Source organism: Enterococcus sp. DIV0724b (assembly GCF_050531475.1).
GTDB classification, from domain to species: Bacteria; Bacillota; Bacilli; order Lactobacillales; family Enterococcaceae; genus Enterococcus_L; species Enterococcus_L haemoperoxidus.
The window spans coordinates 3,358,306-3,378,399 of sequence record NZ_CP172890.1 but is presented as its reverse complement, the minus strand read 5'-3'; the positions used below and the strand labels follow the sequence as shown (position 1 = coordinate 3,378,399).

At 35.9% G+C, this 20,094-nt stretch carries 20 protein-coding genes; 17 read left to right on the top strand and 3 right to left on the bottom strand.

All coding sequences use genetic code 11. From position 1 onward, the window contains the following. The first annotated feature begins 6 nt into the window (after positions 1 to 6). The 14 genes from IGJ02_RS15650 to IGJ02_RS15585 all read left to right on the top strand — a co-directional run bounded on the left by IGJ02_RS15650 (position 7) and on the right by IGJ02_RS15585 (position 13,879). Positions 7 to 354 (top strand): LPXTG cell wall anchor domain-containing protein, encoded by a 348-nt coding sequence (locus tag IGJ02_RS15650; RefSeq protein ID WP_010762255.1) that lies wholly within the window; start codon positions 7 to 9, stop codon positions 352 to 354. 7 nt (positions 355 to 361) lie between these two features. Further along, positions 362 to 1,165 carry a WxL domain-containing protein gene (locus tag IGJ02_RS15645; RefSeq protein ID WP_010762256.1) on the top strand — a complete coding sequence of 268 codons (804 nt, stop codon included), beginning with the start codon at positions 362 to 364 and terminating at the stop codon, positions 1,163 to 1,165. Between the two features lie 28 nt (positions 1,166 to 1,193). Further along, entirely contained in the window at positions 1,194 to 1,988 is a 795-nt protein-coding gene (locus IGJ02_RS15640; RefSeq protein WP_010762257.1) for a WxL domain-containing protein, read from the top strand. A gap of 92 nt (positions 1,989 to 2,080) precedes the next feature. Beyond that, the gene (locus tag IGJ02_RS15635) at positions 2,081 to 3,154 is read left to right on the top strand and encodes a DUF916 and DUF3324 domain-containing protein (RefSeq protein WP_010762258.1); all 1,074 of its coding nucleotides are present in this window, start codon (positions 2,081 to 2,083) and stop codon (positions 3,152 to 3,154) included. Between the two features lie 184 nt (positions 3,155 to 3,338). Continuing rightward, complete coding sequence (locus IGJ02_RS15630; RefSeq protein ID WP_430602663.1) at positions 3,339 to 4,004, top strand: hypothetical protein; 666 nt, start codon at positions 3,339 to 3,341, stop codon at positions 4,002 to 4,004. A 70-nt stretch (positions 4,005 to 4,074) separates the two neighbouring features. Beyond that, a complete protein-coding gene (gene lepB, locus IGJ02_RS15625; RefSeq protein WP_430604136.1) occupies positions 4,075 to 4,710 on the top strand; it encodes a signal peptidase I in 636 nt (211 codons plus the stop codon). 18 nt (positions 4,711 to 4,728) lie between these two features. After that, positions 4,729 to 5,337, top strand: a complete 609-nt coding sequence (gene lepB, locus IGJ02_RS15620; protein ID WP_430602662.1) for a signal peptidase I — start codon at positions 4,729 to 4,731, stop codon at positions 5,335 to 5,337. 28 nt (positions 5,338 to 5,365) lie between these two features. Then, complete coding sequence (locus IGJ02_RS15615) at positions 5,366 to 7,978, top strand: YfhO family protein (RefSeq protein ID WP_430602661.1); 2,613 nt, start codon at positions 5,366 to 5,368, stop codon at positions 7,976 to 7,978. A gap of 28 nt (positions 7,979 to 8,006) precedes the next feature. Then, positions 8,007 to 8,711 carry a hypothetical protein gene (locus IGJ02_RS15610; RefSeq protein WP_430602660.1) on the top strand — a complete coding sequence of 235 codons (705 nt, stop codon included), beginning with the start codon at positions 8,007 to 8,009 and terminating at the stop codon, positions 8,709 to 8,711. A 174-nt stretch (positions 8,712 to 8,885) separates the two neighbouring features. Next, positions 8,886 to 9,770, top strand: coding sequence for an ABC transporter ATP-binding protein (locus IGJ02_RS15605; RefSeq protein WP_430602659.1), 885 nt, complete (start codon positions 8,886 to 8,888; stop codon positions 9,768 to 9,770). After that, positions 9,767 to 10,519, top strand: a complete 753-nt coding sequence (locus tag IGJ02_RS15600) for an ABC transporter permease (protein ID WP_430602658.1) — start codon at positions 9,767 to 9,769, stop codon at positions 10,517 to 10,519. Before IGJ02_RS15605 ends, IGJ02_RS15600 begins: the two co-directional genes overlap by 4 nt. A gap of 9 nt (positions 10,520 to 10,528) precedes the next feature. Then, on the top strand, positions 10,529 to 11,647 hold the full coding sequence (locus tag IGJ02_RS15595; protein WP_430602657.1) for a sensor histidine kinase: 1,119 nt from the start codon (positions 10,529 to 10,531) through the stop codon (positions 11,645 to 11,647). After that, positions 11,640 to 12,239: a response regulator transcription factor gene (locus IGJ02_RS15590; protein ID WP_430602656.1), complete on the top strand. Its 600-nt coding sequence runs from the start codon at positions 11,640 to 11,642 to the stop codon at positions 12,237 to 12,239. The genes IGJ02_RS15595 and IGJ02_RS15590 overlap by 8 nt, the downstream gene beginning before the upstream one ends. 167 nt (positions 12,240 to 12,406) lie before the next feature. Continuing rightward, positions 12,407 to 13,879: a MucBP domain-containing protein gene (locus tag IGJ02_RS15585; RefSeq protein WP_430602655.1), complete on the top strand. Its 1,473-nt coding sequence runs from the start codon at positions 12,407 to 12,409 to the stop codon at positions 13,877 to 13,879. Positions 13,880 to 13,969: 90 nt separating this feature from the next. On the opposite strand, the gene IGJ02_RS15580 is transcribed toward IGJ02_RS15585, so the two are convergent. The 3 genes from IGJ02_RS15580 to IGJ02_RS15570 all read right to left on the bottom strand — a co-directional run bounded on the left by IGJ02_RS15580 (position 13,970) and on the right by IGJ02_RS15570 (position 17,722). Then, entirely contained in the window at positions 13,970 to 14,308 is a 339-nt protein-coding gene (locus tag IGJ02_RS15580; protein ID WP_010762269.1) for a MucBP domain-containing protein, read from the bottom strand. After that, positions 14,286 to 15,731, bottom strand: a complete 1,446-nt coding sequence (locus IGJ02_RS15575) for a helix-turn-helix domain-containing protein (protein ID WP_430602654.1) — start codon at positions 15,729 to 15,731, stop codon at positions 14,286 to 14,288. Before IGJ02_RS15575 ends, IGJ02_RS15580 begins: the two co-directional genes overlap by 23 nt. Positions 15,732 to 15,793: 62 nt before the next feature. Then, positions 15,794 to 17,722 (bottom strand): MucBP domain-containing protein, encoded by a 1,929-nt coding sequence (locus IGJ02_RS15570; RefSeq protein ID WP_430602653.1) that lies wholly within the window; start codon positions 17,720 to 17,722, stop codon positions 15,794 to 15,796. A 377-nt stretch (positions 17,723 to 18,099) separates the two neighbouring features. Between IGJ02_RS15570 and IGJ02_RS15565 the strand changes: the two genes are divergently transcribed. The 3 genes from IGJ02_RS15565 to IGJ02_RS15555 all read left to right on the top strand — a co-directional run bounded on the left by IGJ02_RS15565 (position 18,100) and on the right by IGJ02_RS15555 (position 20,045). After that, a complete protein-coding gene (locus IGJ02_RS15565; RefSeq protein WP_430602652.1) occupies positions 18,100 to 18,780 on the top strand; it encodes a winged helix-turn-helix domain-containing protein in 681 nt (226 codons plus the stop codon). A 126-nt stretch (positions 18,781 to 18,906) separates the two neighbouring features. Further along, complete coding sequence (locus tag IGJ02_RS15560; RefSeq protein WP_010762273.1) at positions 18,907 to 19,200, top strand: LPXTG cell wall anchor domain-containing protein; 294 nt, start codon at positions 18,907 to 18,909, stop codon at positions 19,198 to 19,200. Further along, positions 19,197 to 20,045 (top strand): WxL domain-containing protein, encoded by an 849-nt coding sequence (locus IGJ02_RS15555; RefSeq protein WP_430602651.1) that lies wholly within the window; start codon positions 19,197 to 19,199, stop codon positions 20,043 to 20,045. The genes IGJ02_RS15560 and IGJ02_RS15555 overlap by 4 nt, the downstream gene beginning before the upstream one ends. Positions 20,046 to 20,094 lie beyond the last annotated feature (49 nt).

Below are 20,094 nucleotides of genomic sequence, written 5' to 3'. Positions count from 1 at the left end.
AAATCAATGAAGAGAAACAACCTAATTTATTTCCTATTGACCTCTGTAATCTGCTTCAGTTTTGGGTTAAGTAGTTTTTTGACTGTTGATGCTGAAGAAATAGGACAAGTTCAGACAAATGCAGGTGTTGGTTTTTATGAGGAAAGTACACAAAGTAGCAGTTCAACAGAGACTACAGCCGCAACTACTCAGTCAGATATTTCAAAGAAACCGATAGGCAGATATCCTTCTACAGGTGAACTGGTGAAAAAAAGTGTAGCACTTAGCGGAGTTGTTCTTATTCTTTTTGTTGCCTTATTCATTTTATGGAAACGGAAAAAGAATAATCAAAAGGAAAAGACAAAGGGGGAGTGAATCGTTCATGTTGAAAACCAATAGCGTAATTCTTCAAGCAACCGTTACGATCATGATCCTTTCCTTCATTCAGCCGATAAGTGTGAATGCTGAGTCACTTAGTCATTCAGACAGCGGGAAAGTCAAATTTAGTGGAGAGTATCCTAAAGGTATTGTCGATCCAGAACATCCAAATAAAGGTGTCGATCCAGGTCCTAGTCCTTCGACAGATGGTGCGTTGAGATTCGATTTTGTTCCTCAGTTAAATTTTTGGAACAATGTAATTTCAGAAAAAGATCAAGTATATCATGCAAATGCACAACTGTTTTTAGACGGTACAGGTGCAAGAGGAAATTTTGTCCAACTCTCTGACTATCGGGAAAAAGGCAGCGGCTGGAGTTTACAAGTTCGCCAAGAAACCCAATTGATCAATGCATCTACAAAAAATAAAGAATTGAAAGGTTCTGTGATTTCATTTGATCAATCATGGACGAATTCAATCAATAGTCCATCATACGCGCCAAATGTCTCAAAAGAAGTGATCCATATCAATAATATTGGAGAGACATATGATTTAGCACAAGCAAAACCAGGGACAGGCGAGGGGACATGGTCGATCATCTTCGGTGCTTCCATCGATAATGGCCAGGGGAAAAAAGACACATTAAGCCCTAGGATCGACCAATCAGGCCAGCCATTTTTAGATTCGGATTTTAATAATCAGCCAATCTATCAAAACAGCGCAGTCTCTTTATTCATACCAGGTAAAACAAAAAAGGACCCAGTCCACTATCAAACGATGTTAACTTGGATATTATCTGAGTTGCCATAAATAAAAAACATTTTGGGAGGAAACAAAAATGAAATTAGCACACAAATTATGCGGAGCAGCGTTATTAACAGCGGTCGGAATCGGACTTGCTTTACCATCAGCAACAAAAGCGGACGGAGGAAATGAAAAAGTTCACTCTTCAACCGGTAAAGTAAAATTCACCCAAGAAGGTACAGGAACAGATACGGTCACACCACCAGAAACGGATGGTCCTGAAATTACAGAACCAACTGGAAATACAGACAATGGTCCATTGAAAGTGATTGCTATTTCACCACTTGATTTTGGAACAAATGAAATCACTTCAGCAACTGCAGGTGGTTGGGAGTATTATGCAAAAATCTTTAAAACAACTGAAAAAGGCAATGAATCAAATGAAGTTGAGATGCCAAACTTTGTTACATTCAAAGACGAACGTGCAGATGATAAACCAAATAAATACACATTAACTGCAAAAGCAACAACCTTCACCAATACAGCTGGTAAAGAATTGAAAGCTGCTACAATAACATACGACAACATCCGTCTAACAACAACAGGTGATGCTGGGCAAATCAATTCAGCAGCAGCTCCGACAACAAAAGTATTAGCGACTGACGGAACAACACCTTCTGAATTTGTAAACCAAGATGCAGATGATAAAGGATTTGGTCGTTTTGATTTAGTCTTCGGTAAAATAGCTGACGGAAATGCAGATAAGTCAATCAAACTCTGGATTCCAGCAGCAAACAACAAATTATCAACAGCAAGTGAATATACATCAACAATCACTTGGACAATTGCAGATACACGCGCTCCTGAGGTTCCAGAAGAAGGCGAATAATCTAAGAATCATAAAATATAAGTAGGTTTGGGACAGACTCATCAGTTTTATTTTTGTGATGAGTCCTGTTCTCTTTGAAAGAAGGCAAGAGAATGAAGAAAAAAGTAAGTATTTGGTTAATAAGCATTATATACATAGCGTTGCCACTTTTTGCCATCCCTAATTGTGTATCGGCAGATGAAAAAAGTGAACAGGCTGCGGCTGGTGGGTTTACTTATAAAGTAATCTATCCGGAGAATCAACATAAAGAAGTGAGCTATTTTGATTTAAGAATGAAGCCAGGGCAAAAACAAACAGCCGTTATCCAAATGAGCAACAACTCGGATAAGGAAATTACAGTTGATGTTAGTTTGAATGCTACTAAAACCAATAGTAATGGTGTGTTAGAGAATGGGCCATCAAGTTTAGAGAAAGATCCCTCTTTAAAATATGACTTCGCTGAAATCGTAAAAGGAAAAGAATCTGTAGTAATTCCGCCAAAGCAGACTGTTGATTACCCTCTAGAAATTACGATGCCTGAAACCACATTTGACGGTGTTATTTCTGGTGGTATTTATATGATCCAAAGAGACCAAGAATCTGAGAAACAAGCAGGCATGATCAAAAATAAATATGCTTATCTAGTGGGAATGTTACTTACGGAAACGGATAAAAAAATCAAACCAGATTTGGAATTGAATAAAGTTTATGCAGATCTAAAGAACTATCGGAATACAATTATTGTTGATTTTTCAAATACCCAACCGGCTTATCTGGATGAGATGGCAGTGGATGTTCAAGTAATGGGCGAAAAGTCTGATGAAGTTCTGTATGAAACAAAGCAAACAAAAATGCGGATGGCCCCTAACTCTAAAATCAATTTTCCTGTATCGATGAATGGCGAAAAAATGGTGCCGGGAAACTATCGTGCACATATTTTGGTGACAGCTAAAACGGGTGAAAAATGGGAGTGGGAAGAAAACTTTACTATTACAAATGAAGAAGCTGATAAATTTAACCAAGAAGATGTTAGTTTGCTTCAGGAAAATCGAATTAATTGGCAATTGATCGTAATGATTATTTTAAGTGTTCTTGTAGTTATTTTGATCATATTTGTTAGTGTTCGCGTCATAAATAAAAAGAAAAATAAGAAGAAAAGAAAAGTGGTTGGACGTAAAAAACGCTGATGTTGAAAAGAATAAGATGGAGCGTAGTAAGACGTTGTTACCATACAATATCTAGCATCAAGAGCTAGCCTTTCGGGAAAAAGATAAAATATATCTGTGACAAAAAGCATCACGCCTCTATTTTTCTATTTTCCTGTCAAGGCTGACAGAGCTCTTTCAGCTTTTATATTAGGAGGATAGAAGTATGTCATTACTGGATTGGGTATTTATTGGAACATTATCAAGTGCTATCCTCTTTGCACTATTTTCTTTACTAAGCGTTATTTTCCTTTTCAGTACTCGAAATCAAGTTCGGCAGCTAGCGAGAATTAGGACAAAAAACGCACGAAAACGAAAGAAAATCAAACGAGTGTTGAAAAAAACTGAAGCAAAGCGTAAGAAACAAGGTTGGAATCTAATGGTGTTTATCATGTTAGCTTGCATTATGAGTGGGACAGCATTTTATGCACGTTACTACCAAGCGACAAATTTAGGAGAACGAGATTCAGAGGGAATTGTCCAAGGATACTATTTACTCAATGAAACGAAGAATCAAATCAATATTTTGAATGAAAGTAGTAATCCAGAGAAGGCAGAGAATAATTTACGTGAATTAGCAGCGAAACTATCAAGTTTTGGAATGCGTGGTGCCGATGGCCGATTAACAGCAGAAGGCCAACGATTATTGACTCGCTATTATAATCAAGTCAAAGAATTAGGACTAAATTTGAATAATCAAAGTGTGGAAATGGTGGGAAATACTCAAACACGTGAAACATATATCAACGATTTGCAAAAAGCACAAAAAATCCAATCGAAGATCATTACCTATTTTAAAATCAATGAAAATGCATTGAAACAAAAGAAATAAGCTGATGAAAATAATGACTGAAAAACAAAAGGGAAACAATCAGAACCTCACGAAGAAAAAACGTTCAAAAATACAAAGGTACACGACACGAGAAAATAGAAAAAGAATAAGCAACACCTCTTTTAAAAAGAAGCTAAGGAAACGAAGAAAACAACTAAAATCGACAAGAGAACTTTGGAAAGAAATAGGATTGACTATTCTTATCGTGCTCTTTCTTTTTATTATCCTATCGACAACTATTTTTGCTTTGCCAAAAAGTGAAGGCTATGGCATGGCGCCAACAGTCAACGATGGTGAGCGAGTCTTTGTGAATCGGTTTGGCACCGTTAGACGATTTAATTTGATTTATTTTAAAGTCCCCGATAGTGGAGAAAAATCAATTCGTCGTGTGATTGGTTTACCAGGAGAAAATATTCAGTACAAAAATGATCATCTTTTTATCAATCAACAAGAATCAATTGAGCGTTTTTTACAAAGCCAACTAAAACGAGCAGAACAAAATGAAGCGTTATGGACAGATGATTTTCGGTTGTCACAAATTCCTAATAACAAATTTGACCGAATACCAAAAGGCAAATACTTAGTATTGGGAGATAATCGTCCTTATTCGTCAGACTCACGCTACTATGGATTAGTGGATGAAAAGGAAATCATCGGAACGGTTGAAATGAGGATTTGGCCTTTACATAAGCTGAAAAGCTACTAAAAATCAAAGGATAAACAGATGGAAAAGAAAATAAAACATAAAAATAAACGAGCACAAAAGAAGCGTAAACAAAAGCGTAAACAATTATTAAATTTAGTATCAAACAGCGTGTTTTTCCTTTGTGTCTGTCTATGCTTATTATTTCTATTCAAAGTGAAGACACATAAGGTGGAAGGTTCCTCGATGTTTCCAACTTTAGAAAACGGAGATCGAATTTTTGTAAATAAAGGTGCAGAACCAAAACGATATTCGATCATAACGCTAGATCCATTAAAAAAGAAGAAAGAATCGTATGTAAAACGTGTAATCGGTTTGCCAGGCGATTCTATTTGGCTAGAGGGAACGAGTTTATTTTTAAATCAGGAGTCGTCTAGTTTTATTTTTGAGCCGAAAAATAGCAAATCTAGCCAACTTCCAGATGGCACGATCAAGATTACGGTGGATAAAGCAGTTGCCTCAAAAATAAAAGGAATGAATCAAATCCCTAAAGAGCATTACTTTGTGCTAGGGGATAACCGTAATCATTCCAATGACAGTCGCTCATTTGGATTCGTTTCAGCAAAGCAAATTGAAGGTGTGGCGATGTATCGTTATTATCCATTGAATCGTTTAGGAAGACTGCACTAAAAGTCGAATAGCAATAGAAAGGAATTTTATGAAAAAACAACAATCACTATTTTTTTCAGGAAGAGTTCGATATGCCGCAGCAAGTTTTATATTGCCTGTACTGATATTAGTCGGTGTTTATCTGTCCATTGGTATTTATCCAGGAAGTAAAATGAGTATTTTAGCTAGTGATGGATTTGGCCAGTATGCCAACTTTTTTGCTAGTTTCAACAATATGATGAAAAGTGATCAGAGTATTTTTTATACATGGTCAGGTTCATTGGGGTTAAATTATTTGTCACTAGTCAGTTATTATTTAGGTGGTATTTTTACACCGCTTGTTTATTTCTTTGATAATCAGCAAATACCTGATTTCATCTATTATGTAACCTTGATCAAGGTTGGTTTGATGGGTCTAGCCTTTTGGTATTTTTCTACAAAGACATTTTACTTACCTAAGTGGGGCGATCTTTTACTGAGTCTCAGCTATGCTTTGATGGGATTTACGATCGCTAATTCGGAAATGATCATGTGGCTAGATGGGTTGATATATTTTCCTTTTGTGATTTTAGGCATAAATCTTATCATGGATAAACGCAGTCCAGGGCTTTTATTTATCAGTTATTTTCTGCTGTTTAGTTCTAATTTTTATATTGGTTTTATGATCGGTGTGTACTCCTTTCTTTATTTTATCGTGCGATTATTTACGAATCAGAGGCGTTACATAAAACGTCTGCCAAGTTATTTGTTTACTTCACTGTTAGCAGGAGGATCTTCAATGATTTTACTTTTGCCAACGTTGATCGATTTACAAACAAATGGAGAGGCATTGACTGCAATAAAAGGTTGGAAGACAGCTGTTACGGGACCGTGGGATTTGATCATAAAAAATATGGTCGGGGTTTATGACACAACGCGCTATGGTTCGATTCCGTTTATATATGTTGGATTACTGCCGCTCGTTTTTTGCGTGTTTTTCTTCATGAGTAAAAAGATTATAGGACGAGATAAAATTTGTTACGGGATATTATTGATCGTATTGATCGTCAGCTTTTATGTAGAACCGTTGAATTTATTCTGGCATGGATTACACGCACCAAATATGTTTCTTTTTAGGTTTAGTTTCTTATTTTCTTTTACAATTTTGCTACTGGCTGGATATGGCTGGTCGGTGTATAAAAAAACTGATTTTGAGCAGTTAGTCAATATTTTTATTGGTTTGATGGTACTCTTTGTGGTTGTCCGTGTCGTTACAGCGAAAAGTCATGATTACGAGTATTTGACCCATACTTCATTTATTTTAACCTTGACTTTTCTAGCAGCATATTTGCTTTTCTTCTTTTTTGTTTATAAGGGGAAAGGGAAAAAAAAGGTGTTTATTTGCCTATTTGCGGGAATATATTTCTTAGAATTGGGTCTGAATGCGCAATTATTGGTGAAAGGGATCGATGCTGATTGGGGCTATGCACAGCGTTCAGGTTATGACAAAGAGTATAAAGATATTCAAAAGTTAGTAAAACAAACCAAAGATGAAAATAATTCCTTTTATCGCATGGAAAATATCACAGCCAGTTCTCCTAATGAAAGTTTTCGCTATGGGTACAGTGGCATCGGAATGTTTTCATCAATCAGAAATAGGCATTCTTCTTTTTATATGAACACATTAGGTTTTCGCTCATATGATACCAATTTATCTATCCGATATCAAAATAATACTATTTTGATGGATGCACTGATGGGAGTCAAATATAACCTATCAAACAAGGACCTGTCTAAAGCAGGTTTTGAAAAGATAGCTACAAGTGGTGACTATCAATTGTATAAAAACCAGTATGCGTTGCCAATGGGAATAATGGTGGATGAAGGGATTTATGATGAAGATACGGCCAATGATCCTGCTAGTCTATTGTTGGCACTTTCAGGTGTTAAAGAAGCGCTCTATGCTACAGCCTTTCCAGAACTGGTCGAAACTGAAAATACGGTATTAAGCGAAGGGATTAAATATGATCGTAACACGTTGATTTTAAAAGCGAAGGATAAAAATAAGCCAATGAAAATCAAGTGGAAAGTCAATGCCAATCCTCATTCTCAGCTATATCTAGATTTATTTCCAGCTGATTTTACAGGTCAAGATCGTACAAAAGTACATGTGACAACAGCTAAACAGGAAACAAATACGCAATTAACGAAGACCGGCCAATTTTACTCCTTAGGTGACTACGAAAAAGCCCAAGAAATCACGGTGGAAACAACATTTTATTATACGGATCAGCTAGAATTGTTTGAACCAACTGTGAGGGTATTGAATACAGTCAAATTTAAAGAAGCGGTACAAAAAGCCCAAGAAAAAGGCGTGGATTTTCAAGTGAATGGACGAAAGGCAACGGCTGAGGTTACTACGGAAAAAGAGCGTATTCTATTCACAACAATTCCAGCTGATAAAGGTTGGCAAGCGAAACTAGATGGAAAAATAGTACCGATCCGTACAATCAATGACGGCCTGCTTAGTATTACGGTGCCAGCAGGAAAACATCAAGTGGAATTCATCTATCTGCCACAAGGCGTATTAGCAGGTACATTTTTATTTATCCTTTGCGTGATCGTTTTCGGTGTGTATCAACACTATCTAATTCGTCGTGGCAAAGATCCATTTTACGAATAAAGTCCGAAGAAATGGCGGTGTAAGACAGATGAAAAAAGTAAGGATTTTGATGTTTTGTTGCATTTTACTTCTTGTAGGGTGTACTAACGGAATCGAAAAAAATACTTCTAAGCAGAATAAGGATGTAGCAAAATGGTCAAAGCCCCGTACCAATTTATTTAGTTCATTGGATTACCCGGAACTATCTAAGACAGAAGCAGAAAAGTTGATAGAAGAAAAGTTTGAGTTAGTAATACCGTCTTTTTTTGAACAGTCATTAGCACTAACACAAAAATTATTGAGAATCGAGAATCAAGTACAATACTCAATAAAGAGTGATGCAGAAATTTTGACGATTCGAGGGGTTATAGGAAAAGAGGATAAATCGCCCAATTACGTTGGATTAGCAGAAGCTCAGTTTCAAGTGAATCAACAAAGAAAACAAGTTTATTTAACCAAACAATCGATACTGATTCAAAATATAGCAGCAGGCAATGCGCTTCAGGGAGATTCAATCAGGTCACTAGTAAAAAGAGTAGGCGAAGCAATGGAATTGCCTGACTTGGATCAAGTAATGAAACAATCTGAGAAGAAGATGGCCCATGAAAAAAATGAAGGACCTAACCAGTTGCTCGAAATCTATAATGATAGTGAGACAGCAAAAAAACAACAGAGGGCTAGTCGTATTCTAACTATTTCCTATGACGAGAAGCATCTTGTTAAAGAAATATATGGATTGATTTCGATTGAGTAATGATTAAAATAAAGCGAGACTGTGACACAACTCTTTGAGTTAGTTCATCGTCTCGCTTTATTTGCTGATAAAACTGGGTTGCATGACAAATGTCATATAGAGTGATGACAAGAACCTCTAACGAGAGCCCCTATAATCAGATAAAATGAGGGCATAAGTAAAGGGGAGAAAAAAATGATTACAGTCACTAAACTCACAAAAATGATGAATAAAGCAACAATTTTAAACAACGTTTCTTTTACCGTAAACAAAGGTGAAATCATTGCCTTAGTTGGTCCAAATGGTGCCGGAAAAACTACGTTGATCAATTGCTTAACAGGATTGATTCGCCCGACAAATGGAGAAATAAGCCTTTTTGGTACAAATCCATTGAATAAAAAAAATAAGGTTAAATTAGGTGTGATGCAGCAAGAAAGTACAACGTTAGAAAATGTCAAAGTCAAAGAATTGCTGACACTTTTCCGTAGTTTTTATCCCAAGCCACTTTCTTTAGACGACTTGTTAGATATAACTGGGCTAACCGAACATCGAAATACATATACAACTAAATTATCTGGCGGACAAAAACGTCGGCTAACGTTTGGTTTATCAATTATCGGCAATCCAGAGTTGCTTTTTTTAGATGAACCGACAACAGGAATGGATGTAACGAGCCGCAAAATTTTCTGGAAAAAAATCAATATGTTAAAAGAGCAAGGCAAAACAATTATCTTAACCACACATTACCTAGAGGAAATTGAAAAAGTTGCTACTCGAATTTTACTGATGAAACAAGGTGAAATCGTTCATGATGGCACATTGGAAAGCATTCAGTCTGAAATGCTGCAAAATAAATTGAGCTTTCAGTTACTAGACATTCTTGATGAAGCAAAACTAGTTGATTTACCTTATGTATCAACAATTGAAAAAGTAGAAAACAACGTAACTCTCTATTCGTCAAATAGTGATGAAACGCTTATAGAATTGTTCACAACCGAAATTAAATTCAAGAATTTATTAATTAGTCCAGGGAACTTAGAAACAGCCTTCAATACTTTAGTTGAGGAGGAAAACAAATGAATCCATTCGTTGTGCAAACTAAAACAGACTTAAACCGCTCTTTAATTAGAAGCAAACCATTTATCTTTTTTTCTTTAGGGATGCCAGTTGGTTTTTATCTTCTATTTACCAAAGTATTTAATATGGGGGTTCCACAAGAGTACATGGCTGTTTTCTATAAAGACAGTATGATTCAAATGGCAACCTATAGTGTGATGATCAGCTCATTATTTTCTTTTTCGATGACGTTGATTGAAGACCGTAAACAAGGTGTGAAGCAGTTTTTACGCCTATCACCTATGCCGGAAAGTATTTATTATGCGAGTAAGATTTTAACGCAATTTTTGATCAATAGTTTGTTATTAATCGTTATTTTTCTAGTAGGACATTTTGTAAATGGAGTTCAAATGAATTTTATAACCTGGCTTACCAGTGGATTATGGATTTTATATGGTTGTTTACCGATCGTCGCATTAGCAACGATCGTAAGTCTGGTGAAAGATCCAAATACAGCTAGTGTGTTGAACAATATAATCTTAATGCCGCTTGCGATTGTGAGTGGATTGTGGTGGCCGATCGATATGTTTCCAGAAGTTGTTCAAAAAATTGCGACAGGGTTACCGACCTTTTATGCAGCACAAGGAGCGAAAGAGTTGGCAGCTGGACAATTACCAGATGGAAAAGGACTGTTGATCATCTTCATTTATTTTGTAGGAATTATGGTATTATCAATATATCTGAATGGTCGTAAAGAAGAAATAAAACGTTAGGGGAAAGTGATGATTGGGAAGTTTAGGGTGTACCCGAAAGAGGATGGCTTTGTTTCATTTATATGGTTGATTTTTATTTTGATTCCGATTATTGCAATGTTTCCGTACGATACTTTTGATAAGCAGTTAGCACTGTTTACATTAGGAATTTTTGTAGTGACCTATCGAAATTGTTTATTTAATGGGAAATGGTTTCCGTTTTGGATGGCGTTGATGTATGGAATATCACTGTTTTATACGATATATTTTGGTTATATCTATTTGTTTATCTATCCAGCGTGGATGATTGGTTTTATTCCAATGAAGAAGCACGTGTTTAAGTATTATTATATTGCGTTATTATGTATGCTGACGCCTGTGCCGTTTAGTTTAAGCCGATTGCCAGAATATGTAACACAGGATTTAAAAATCACGATTTTTGTTTATGGCTTTTTTATCTGTGCGGCACCTTTTGCTGGTCGTTCAATTCGTAAGCAAGCAGAGTTACGTAAGCAAATATATCAATCTACCCAGAGGATGGAATACGTGATCAAACAAGAAGAACGTTACCGAATCGCTAGAGATTTGCATGATACATTGGGACAATCATTATCGATCATGACGATCAAAGCAGAGTTAGCAGGGAAATTGGTAGATAAAGATCAGGAGCTGGCTAAAAAAGAAATCGCAGAAGTTGCTGAAACCTCTAGAGGTACTTTGCAAACAGTACGGGAAATCGTTTCAAGTATGCGTCATGTATTGATTGCTGAAGAAATGATCACAATTGAAAAAAGCTTACGGGATGCGAAAATCATCTTATCCACAGAGGGTGAAGAATTAACTGGAGAAATTGCCACAGATCTTCAAAATACCGTGAGTTATTGTTTGCGTGAATGTGTCACGAATGTAATTCGTCATAGTAGAGCCAGTCACTGTAGGATCATCATTGAAAAGAGTGGCGTAAATTATACCTTTACAGTTGAAGATGATGGTAAAGGAATGAAAGACTTGATTCAGGGGAATGGACTGACGGGGTTAAAAGAACGAATCGAAAGCATCTGTGGAAAACTCGAATTTACGCAAAAAAATGGAATGAAGGTTCTATTCACAGTTCCTGTGGATAAAAAAAAGGAGAAGATCCATGATTAAACTAATTATCGCAGAAGATCAAGGGTTACTGTCATCTGCCTTAGCAACGATTCTGGGCTTGGAAGATGATTTGGAAGTGGTAGGTATTGCTAAAAATGGCGTAGAAGCATTAGCGTTGATCGAAAAGCATCAACCAGATATCTGTTTAACTGATATTGAAATGCCATTGAAAACGGGGTTGGATATAGCAGAAGCATTGCAAAATCAGGAACAAAAGGTGATTATTTTAACCACTTTTGCTAGAGAAGGTTATTTTGAACGAGCCGTAAAAGCGAATGTATCGGGCTATCTGTTAAAAGATACACCCACGGATGAACTGATTGGGAATATCCGCGCTGTTATGAAAGGAAAAAAATTTTATTCACCTGAACTTGTAACGGGACTATTTTCACAACAAGAAAATCCCCTGACTGAACGAGAACAAGAAGTGTTGCTGGCAGTAGGGGAAGGCTTGTCCTCTAAGGAAATTGCGGGAAAGCTGTTCTTGACGAACGGAACGGTACGGAATTATATGTCAGAGATTTTGAATAAACTAGGGGCAAAAAACAGAATTGAAGCAGTGAGTATTGCGAAGGAAAAAGGCTGGATCTGATTAGGAAGATACATGTAAAGTAAATAAGAGTAGGAATCGAGTATGTATATATAGTAAAAAAACATTTTTTATTGATTAATTTTTTAATAAGTACCGTGATATAAAATGTATTTATCTAATTTTTCTTTTATTATTTGAGAGTACATTTTATAAAAAGGAGCTTAACTATGAAAAAGACTATTGTCAGCATGATAATTTTAGCAACAGCGGTATTTTTATTGCCATTATCAAGTGAAGCAGCACAACTTAATTTTTATGATATTGATACACTTAGTTCACAGGAAAAAGAAGCTATTATCAAAGAAAAACCTTCAATAAGTTCAGAGTATGAGCAGTATACGATTGTTTATCAAAAGGATTCAGCAGGCGATGGAACGGATGAACATACTGATTTAGGCGGTTCATTTGGACAGGGAAACTCTGGAAAGGCTTTAAAGTCAACGACCCAGTCCGCGTTACCAAAAGCGGGAGAACTTGACCATGCTAATTTACTCTTATACGGAAGTGGCGTTATTGCGATTAGTTTATTTGCTTTGTATAAACGAAAAAAGTATAGCAAGTTGTTATTGGTTATTTTGATTCCTGCTTCGATAGGAACGCGTTCAATGACGGTCTTAGCAGCGGGGGAATCATTGATTCCAACAGAAACTATTTCACTTTCCAAAGGGGAAGTAAAAAGTATTGAGCCTACTGTGATCGAAGGGTATACCTATGTAGGTTATTTTCCAGTAGGGCAAACTAATCCGCCGAAAGGAGACTCGACAATCATTGTCCGTTATATTGACGGAAATAACAATGAACTTCATGGATCGCAGATAATTACGGGGGCAATTGGTGAAAACTATGATGCATCGACAGAAAAATATGTATTAGCAATCCCAGGCTATACTTTAAACGAGGCTAAATTACCAGTGAATGCTACTGGTATGTTTGAAGAAAAAGAGCAAACAGTCACGTATGAGTACGAAAAAGAGGCTGATAAGGAAGGAAAGGTCACGATTCATTATTTAAATACAGATGGTGTTGCCATCATGCCACCTGATAGTTTAAGTGGGGAAATCGGCCAGGCTTTCCATGTTGAGAAAAAGGAAATTCCAAACTTTTTATTTAAACACGCAGAAGGTGAATTTGATGGGGTATTTTCACTGGAAGAAACAACTATCAAGTTATATTATACAGATGAAGTGAAAATTAACATTCATTACATTAATAAAAGCACGAAAGAACCACTTATGTTGAACTCTCTAAACTACTATGCTGATTACTTACGACCAGAGCTAAGTGATATTGATGATTATTATTATACGAGTTCCTATAATGGGAAAACATATAACTCAGGTAGCGTTGTATCATCTGATCAAGTAACAGTAAAAGCTGGAACGGAGTATATATTACCAAAAGAAATCAGATTTTTGATCACCAAACCAGATGGACAAACAATGGATAGCTTCATTTTTCCAAAGGTCATTGTAACATCTGAAGGTGGATGGATCGCAGGTATTTATAGTTATTCCAACTACTTGTATTTTAGTGAACGACCAGAGTACATTCCTGAAAACTATAAAGGAACGGCAGATCAACTTGAAATAAATGTTACGTATGAAGTAAGCTATACCACAATTGCGATTCCAGAACCTTGAGGCTCTATTAAACTTCAAATAAGCATGAAGACAAACTGTTCAAAGGTTGCTTCATGCTTATTTTTTTTGGATCAGCTTCTCATTCAATGATTACAATCGAGTTGAACCAAAAAGAAAGATCCCGGAAAGATTTCCTAATAATATTCCGTATTGTGTGGTCGGTTTCTGTCCAGGAGGAACCACTACAGTAGGATATTCTATTGTGAGCATTCGCGAGGGAATCGAGGCTGTCTTTTTCCGATAAACAAAAACAACTTCTTGAGGCTCGTTTGTAAATATTCCTTCTTGTGAAGCAGAGTGACTCACTAATTCCCAGTATTGACGTTCTTCCTCCTTAGCATAAAAAATAATCGTTGTTGGCTGGGCGATTAGTAAAAAAGCAAGAAAAACTGTTAATACACACAGATTAAAAGATATTGTTTTTTTCATTTTCGTTCTCCCTTAATTCAATCACTAAATCAGCAAATTTTGCCCAATCAGACGGAGTTGGCGGCTGTTTCCAAATGATTTGCCGACAACTTGTTTCTTTTAGATGGTAATCAGACAAAAAGATATGGGTGTCATTGTTAAATTTCTTCTGAATACTAACATTTAAATCACGAAAGCGCCGCAAGCTTTGACAAATATACTCTGTATAGGCTATTCCATGTGAAAAATCGATATAAATATTGATCGGTGTTCCTAATTGAGAAGGTTCTAAAATAGACAATACGGAAAACATTATGTCATAGTAAAGTTTTGCTTGATCGTTTTTGGACAGTTCTAGAGCTATCAGAAAGTGAGTTTTTCGGATAAACCGCAAGATCAATGTATGTAAGGGATAATAAACCTCAGCAAAATAGCTATACGCTGCCGTTTCGACAAACGTAGTATAACTTTGTTTGAAAATAGATAGACTTAACAATTTTTTTAAAAAAGAATCATATAGCTGCGTTTTTTGTAAATCTGTAATTTGAAATTGAGCAGCTATACGCTCTACTAGTTCTTGTGTAGCCTCTTGGTTTTGCGTAAACAACTCTTGATTGAATGTCAATTCAGGTGTAAACATTTCAGAAACAAATAGAAAGGCTAATAAGTAGTTACTTTCATTGAACGATTCTGGAACTGAGTCTTTTGTTGGACGGAGTGCTTGCTCAATCAAGGTCATCTGTTGTGCAAGTGAGTGATTGGTCTTTTGATTGATAGAACACAGGTTTTCTTTTACCTCGTGGTGCTTTTTTATTCTAATGTAGACGATGTGGATAAATAACGCTAACTTTTTTTTCTGAAAAAAGGTTAAGTCTAAATCAAAATGCGTAGTCAACAACTGTAAAAGCTGTTGTATTTCTTGATTGCTATCCTTGGAAAATGGATAGTCTTCTCCAAAATAGAAATAAGAAACAAGGTCAAAAATAATGGAACGTACTTTCATCTCGTTTCCAGTCAGTTTGTTTTTTTGAATCACGATCCGCTCTTTTTTTAGCTGAGTTAACACTTTGCTGCGAATTTGGTAAAGCGTTGTTTTTGCAATATGTTGTTCTTCTTGAAATTTTTTTATCGTTTTCTCTTCTACTAGCACCTCAATAAAAAAACGAAATTTCAATGAACGTTGAGCGAAAGTATGTTGTATCTTTTGAATCATATCATTAGAGATCGGCTGATAAATCAATTCATCGTAAATTTCTTCAGAAATCGTTATTTCTGGACACTCTTCATTTAACTCTTTTATATATTTTTCCAATAAAAACTTCGATAACCCTGTGAGCTCCAGTAATCTTTTTTGCGTTAAATATTGATCGTTGTAAAGTTGTAAGTTCATAAGTAAGTGTAACTTATCGCGATCTTCTTCATCTAAAAATTGTAAGTATTCCATGATTTTCTCCCCATTGTTGGTCAGAAGCAAAGCTGTTAAAAAAGTTGCTTCTAAGCCAGTGCTTAGTTTATTTTTTTTACTTTTTTGGCTGTGATTCTGTAAGATTCTCCGATTTTCCCTGTAATAGTACTCGGCGCAGCAAGTTCATTGCCTTGTTCATCAACAAACTTAATCGTCACAGAGCCTTTACCATCATGATGTGTTTGTTTTTCCTTAGATTGTTGTTTCACCGTTTCTTTGGAATCAATCATTTTTTCAGTGGCTGGCAGCGTATTCGGAAACAATGTTGGCAACACTAGAGCCTCTTTTAATGCCTCAGAAACGTCTACTTGGTTCTTAACGATGTGAGTAATGCTGCTAATGATAGGGTCAGTTCCGTAACCAAAATATTCTCTGGGGAATGTAGAATGTGAATTGGTCAAAGGAATCAATGGTTTCTCTATCTTTTTATACAAGTAATGGACTGCTTGTGCTTGATTCGTAAACGAGCCACTAGCATTTTTAGGAAGTGCTATTAGTTGCCAGCCTGTTATTTGTTTGTTTACAGAAGTATAAGGTGTATCAAGCTTTCCCTGCAATTTTTCTGGTTCAACAAGTGTATTCCCATTTATATCTGTGTAGTAGATCATTACAGGTTCACCAAGTGCTCTTTTATAGGTAAAAATAACTTCCTGTGGATTTTGTGTGAAGGAGCCTTCTGTATTCCCAGTGGTTGATTTCAATACCCACGTGTTGATGTCTTTAGGTACAGCGGTGAATGAGGCATCGATTTTTCCTTCTAAGACAGTAGATTCACTAATGGGCTGACCTGCTTCATCCTGGTATTTAATGGTCACTGGTGCTCCGTCTTCAGGTTCGTCAATCACGTTAAATTGTTGGAAGTACGTTCCAGCAGAAATGGCATAGAAACTAAAATGAGGTGGGGTCTCATAGCTTCCTACAGGATTATTTATCCGAGCATTATATGTAATACTAGCGAGACTATGAAATTCCTCTTCTGTAACAGCTGAGACAGTAATTCCGAGATCTGTGATTTGTAAGCGATCTGCTGGCAATTGTGCATCATTGAATTCAAGTACAGTGTTACTAGCAGAAGTTGATGTGGTAAATGGCGGTACATAACCGTCAAAATTTGTGAGTCGGTTAGGCATTCCAGCAAATGGAATAAACATTGTTTGCTGTGTGGCATCATAGTCTAAGATACTCCGGGACATCGTTACTGGAAGACTTGTTAGACCGGTATTTTGCCCAAACGCTGCTAGGTCATTCAACGCTGGAAAATCATTGATTACAGTAAAATCTGTAATACCGCAAAATTGAACAGAAATGGAACGTAATTTAGGTAAATTTTTCAAAGGTTCAAGTGTCGTAATAAACATGTTTTTATCCAAATATAGACGTTCAAGGCTCATAAATGTAGTGAATTTTGATAAGACCGCATTATCTAGTTGCCTAGAAGTTACTGAGATATGAGTAATTCCAGTACTTTTGCTTAGATCAGGAAAAGTGCTAGAGGTTAAAAAGTTCCCACTTAAACTGACGAAAACGAGCGATGTCAATTGTTCTAAAGGGGTAAAGTCCGCCACGTTGTTATTATCTAAAGAGATAGCCCCTAAGTTTGTCGCGTATTCTAGACCTACCAAATTGTTGATTTGTATAGACGTATCATTCGTTATCGTTAAAGAAGTCAGGCTCTCCATATCTTGCTTAGTAAGTACATCATCTGTTGATTTTCCTAATTTCTTTAAAATAGTTTCTCTTAGAACCTTGTCAGGAACGGATACTATTTCTGATGCAACTCTTGTAAAAGGAAGATCTGGACTGGATGAGTGTAGAGAAGAATTGTACGGAGCCGATTCAGAAGAAGGTATGGGTTCAATTGTCGTTGGGTCATCTTGGTTGATTGCTGTCGCTTCGATGGGCAAATTTACTAAAGTATAAATACTCAAACAGAGCATCGAAGGTAGGAAAATTTTTTTTGCGTTGTTCAATAGTAATACTCCTCAATAAATATAGTTATAAAGTGAAAGAATCAATCTGTTTGTGAAGTTTATTTTTGATTAAAAATTGTCTATTTTTATAGATTATTCTTTCTGGATAACTTTTTAATATCAAAAATATTTTATATAAGAAAAAGAAATCAACTAATATAGTACACTTTTTCACTAATAACATCTATAAAATAATCAAAAGAATTTCTTTATTTTTTTGTAAGTTCGGAAAAAATGCGGACATTTGCAAAAAAACGGGAAAATAGTTTCTTTCGTGTGATTGTATTTTATTTGTATCTAGACGAATATTAAATAAGCAAAATAAAAATAATTGTGATTTGTTTTTGAGATTTTTTATTGAATAGGAGAGGAATGTTATGAGGGTTGGGATACTAAACACAGAAAAAAAGAGTAGTGAAACATTTATTTCCTATAAAGCCTCTGGATGTTTAGTAGAAAATAAAAAAGTAGTCGATGAGAAGGACTTACAAGATATAGATGCATTACTCATTTGTAAAAATCAGACATTCAGTGTTGTAGAGGTTTGTGAATGGGTTATCAAAAGTAAAATGTGTCGTTCGATTCCGATCTGGATAAGCACTACTGAAAAACAAGTAGAAGAAAAAAATATTTATTTACAATTAGGTGTTTGTGGGATTTTTGAAGATTATACCATTGAAGAAATAGATTTGGCTATTAGCAACAGCTTAAATACAATGAAACCGACGCAACACATGAAAGTGAAAGAAGAGTCAATGTTGCAATTAGATCCGTTAAAGCTAAGCCTTAATGTTAATAATGTAACCATTTCACTGACAAAATCAGAATATTATCTGGTTGCTCTTCTTTATGAAAACAAGGAAGAGGTCTGCACCTATGAAATGCTTGCGGAATCTATTTTTGGTAAAGATAGTGAGTTATTGGGTGAAAGTGGGCAAAGTAGAGTAGCGAATATTGTTTGTAAAATTCGAGCAAAAATAGCCCAAGCCAGTGATGGAAAAAAAGAGTTGCTCAAAACAATCCGCTCAAGAGGCTACATGCTAACTTTATCCGAATGAAGCAAACATGGAGAGGAGGTGAGCAATAGAATCTGACGAGTCAATAGACAAGGCAAATCCTCCGACAAACAAAATCGGTACTTAGTAGAAAAGAATATCGTTATTTAAGGCAGAGGGGAGGCAATTATGAAAAAACTAATTCAATCTAGTATTTGTTTACTGCTCTTATTTGTCCTATTTTATGGAACAACTGCAGAAGCCTCTGGAAAAACGCAATCAGATATTACTTTTATTCAAGGTGACCATCCGAAAAAACCGATTATTGATACTATTTTTTCTGGAAATAAAAAAGGAATACTTCCTCATACAGGGGAAGCGTTAAGCCTGTACTTACTTATTATCGGGATTTGTCTGTTGATTTTCATTTATCTAGGGTTTTACTTAAAAAATAAAAACACACGAAAGAAGGAACAAGAATGAAAAAGAAATTAGTTGCAAGTTTATTGTTGAGTGGATTGGTATTAAGTTACGGCTCTACAGGGGTTTATGCAGAGGAAACAAGTGCAGTAGCCAAAACAAAAGCTGAAACAGAATTTACTGCTGGGGATCGTCCTGATCCATCGAAACCAGAAGAAGGACCAAAAGATCCTAATCCAGTAGATCCAGACCCAGATCCGACAGATCCAACGAAACCCAAACCACTACCAGAAGCAAATAATGTTTATGTTACCCATTTACCAGACATTTCATTTGGTTCAAATAAAACAGAGTTGAAAACAATTGAATACGAAGCGCTAACTGAAAAAAGAACAAAAGGGCAAGGCACTGAAACATTTTATATGCCTCATTCTGTTCAAGTAGCAGATTTATCCGGGAATAGTGAAACAAAATGGAAATTGAGTGTTCAACAAGATGACGTATTCAAAACAAACGATAGCACACCGAAAAAATTAGACAATTCTCGTATTCGAATTTATGGAAATACATTGACAAGTACCGCCTATGCAGCCGCAGATTTAGTGGACAAAGTTGCAGGTGTTGCACTAAATGAGACGGATGAATTTGGCGCGTTTTCAACGATCCCAGTTAAAAGTGATACACAAGATGAATTAGTGGTGTTGGAAAACAAAACACCTGGCTTCACATTGAACTCGTATACTTCTTCTGTTTTTAGAAATAGTTATATTGAAGAAGACTACGATGCGACTAAAACACCTACAGCATCTCGCTACGAAGGGGTCAAATTAAATGTGCCAGCCAGTGATCAATCACAAGCGAAAGCTTATTCAACGAATTTAACTTGGACATTGACTGTAGAACCGTAAAAATCGAATCATTAAATAAAAAAACATCTCATCAGCAACAAAGATAAGG

Bases quoted from the DNA above. Each gene is read 5' to 3' on its own strand.
- IGJ02_RS15650 (WP_010762255.1), top strand. From the start codon at position 7: ATGAAGAGAAACAACCTAATTTATTTCCTATTGACCTCTGTAATCTGC.
- IGJ02_RS15645 (WP_010762256.1), top strand. From the start codon at position 362: ATGTTGAAAACCAATAGCGTAATTCTTCAAGCAACCGTTACGATCATG.
- IGJ02_RS15640 (WP_010762257.1), top strand. From the start codon at position 1,194: ATGAAATTAGCACACAAATTATGCGGAGCAGCGTTATTAACAGCGGTC.
- IGJ02_RS15635 (WP_010762258.1), top strand. From the start codon at position 2,081: ATGAAGAAAAAAGTAAGTATTTGGTTAATAAGCATTATATACATAGCG.
- IGJ02_RS15630 (WP_430602663.1), top strand. From the start codon at position 3,339: ATGTCATTACTGGATTGGGTATTTATTGGAACATTATCAAGTGCTATC.
- lepB (WP_430602662.1), top strand. From the start codon at position 4,729: ATGGAAAAGAAAATAAAACATAAAAATAAACGAGCACAAAAGAAGCGT.
- IGJ02_RS15615 (WP_430602661.1), top strand. From the start codon at position 5,366: ATGAAAAAACAACAATCACTATTTTTTTCAGGAAGAGTTCGATATGCC.
- IGJ02_RS15610 (WP_430602660.1), top strand. From the start codon at position 8,007: ATGAAAAAAGTAAGGATTTTGATGTTTTGTTGCATTTTACTTCTTGTA.
- IGJ02_RS15605 (WP_430602659.1), top strand. From the start codon at position 8,886: ATGATTACAGTCACTAAACTCACAAAAATGATGAATAAAGCAACAATT.
- IGJ02_RS15600 (WP_430602658.1), top strand. From the start codon at position 9,767: ATGAATCCATTCGTTGTGCAAACTAAAACAGACTTAAACCGCTCTTTA.
- IGJ02_RS15595 (WP_430602657.1), top strand. From the start codon at position 10,529: ATGATTGGGAAGTTTAGGGTGTACCCGAAAGAGGATGGCTTTGTTTCA.
- IGJ02_RS15590 (WP_430602656.1), top strand. From the start codon at position 11,640: ATGATTAAACTAATTATCGCAGAAGATCAAGGGTTACTGTCATCTGCC.
- IGJ02_RS15585 (WP_430602655.1), top strand. From the start codon at position 12,407: ATGAAAAAGACTATTGTCAGCATGATAATTTTAGCAACAGCGGTATTT.
- IGJ02_RS15580 (WP_010762269.1), bottom strand. From the start codon at position 14,308: ATGAAAAAAACAATATCTTTTAATCTGTGTGTATTAACAGTTTTTCTT.
- IGJ02_RS15575 (WP_430602654.1), bottom strand. From the start codon at position 15,731: ATGGAATACTTACAATTTTTAGATGAAGAAGATCGCGATAAGTTACAC.
- IGJ02_RS15565 (WP_430602652.1), top strand. From the start codon at position 18,100: ATGAGGGTTGGGATACTAAACACAGAAAAAAAGAGTAGTGAAACATTT.
- IGJ02_RS15560 (WP_010762273.1), top strand. From the start codon at position 18,907: ATGAAAAAACTAATTCAATCTAGTATTTGTTTACTGCTCTTATTTGTC.
- IGJ02_RS15555 (WP_430602651.1), top strand. From the start codon at position 19,197: ATGAAAAAGAAATTAGTTGCAAGTTTATTGTTGAGTGGATTGGTATTA.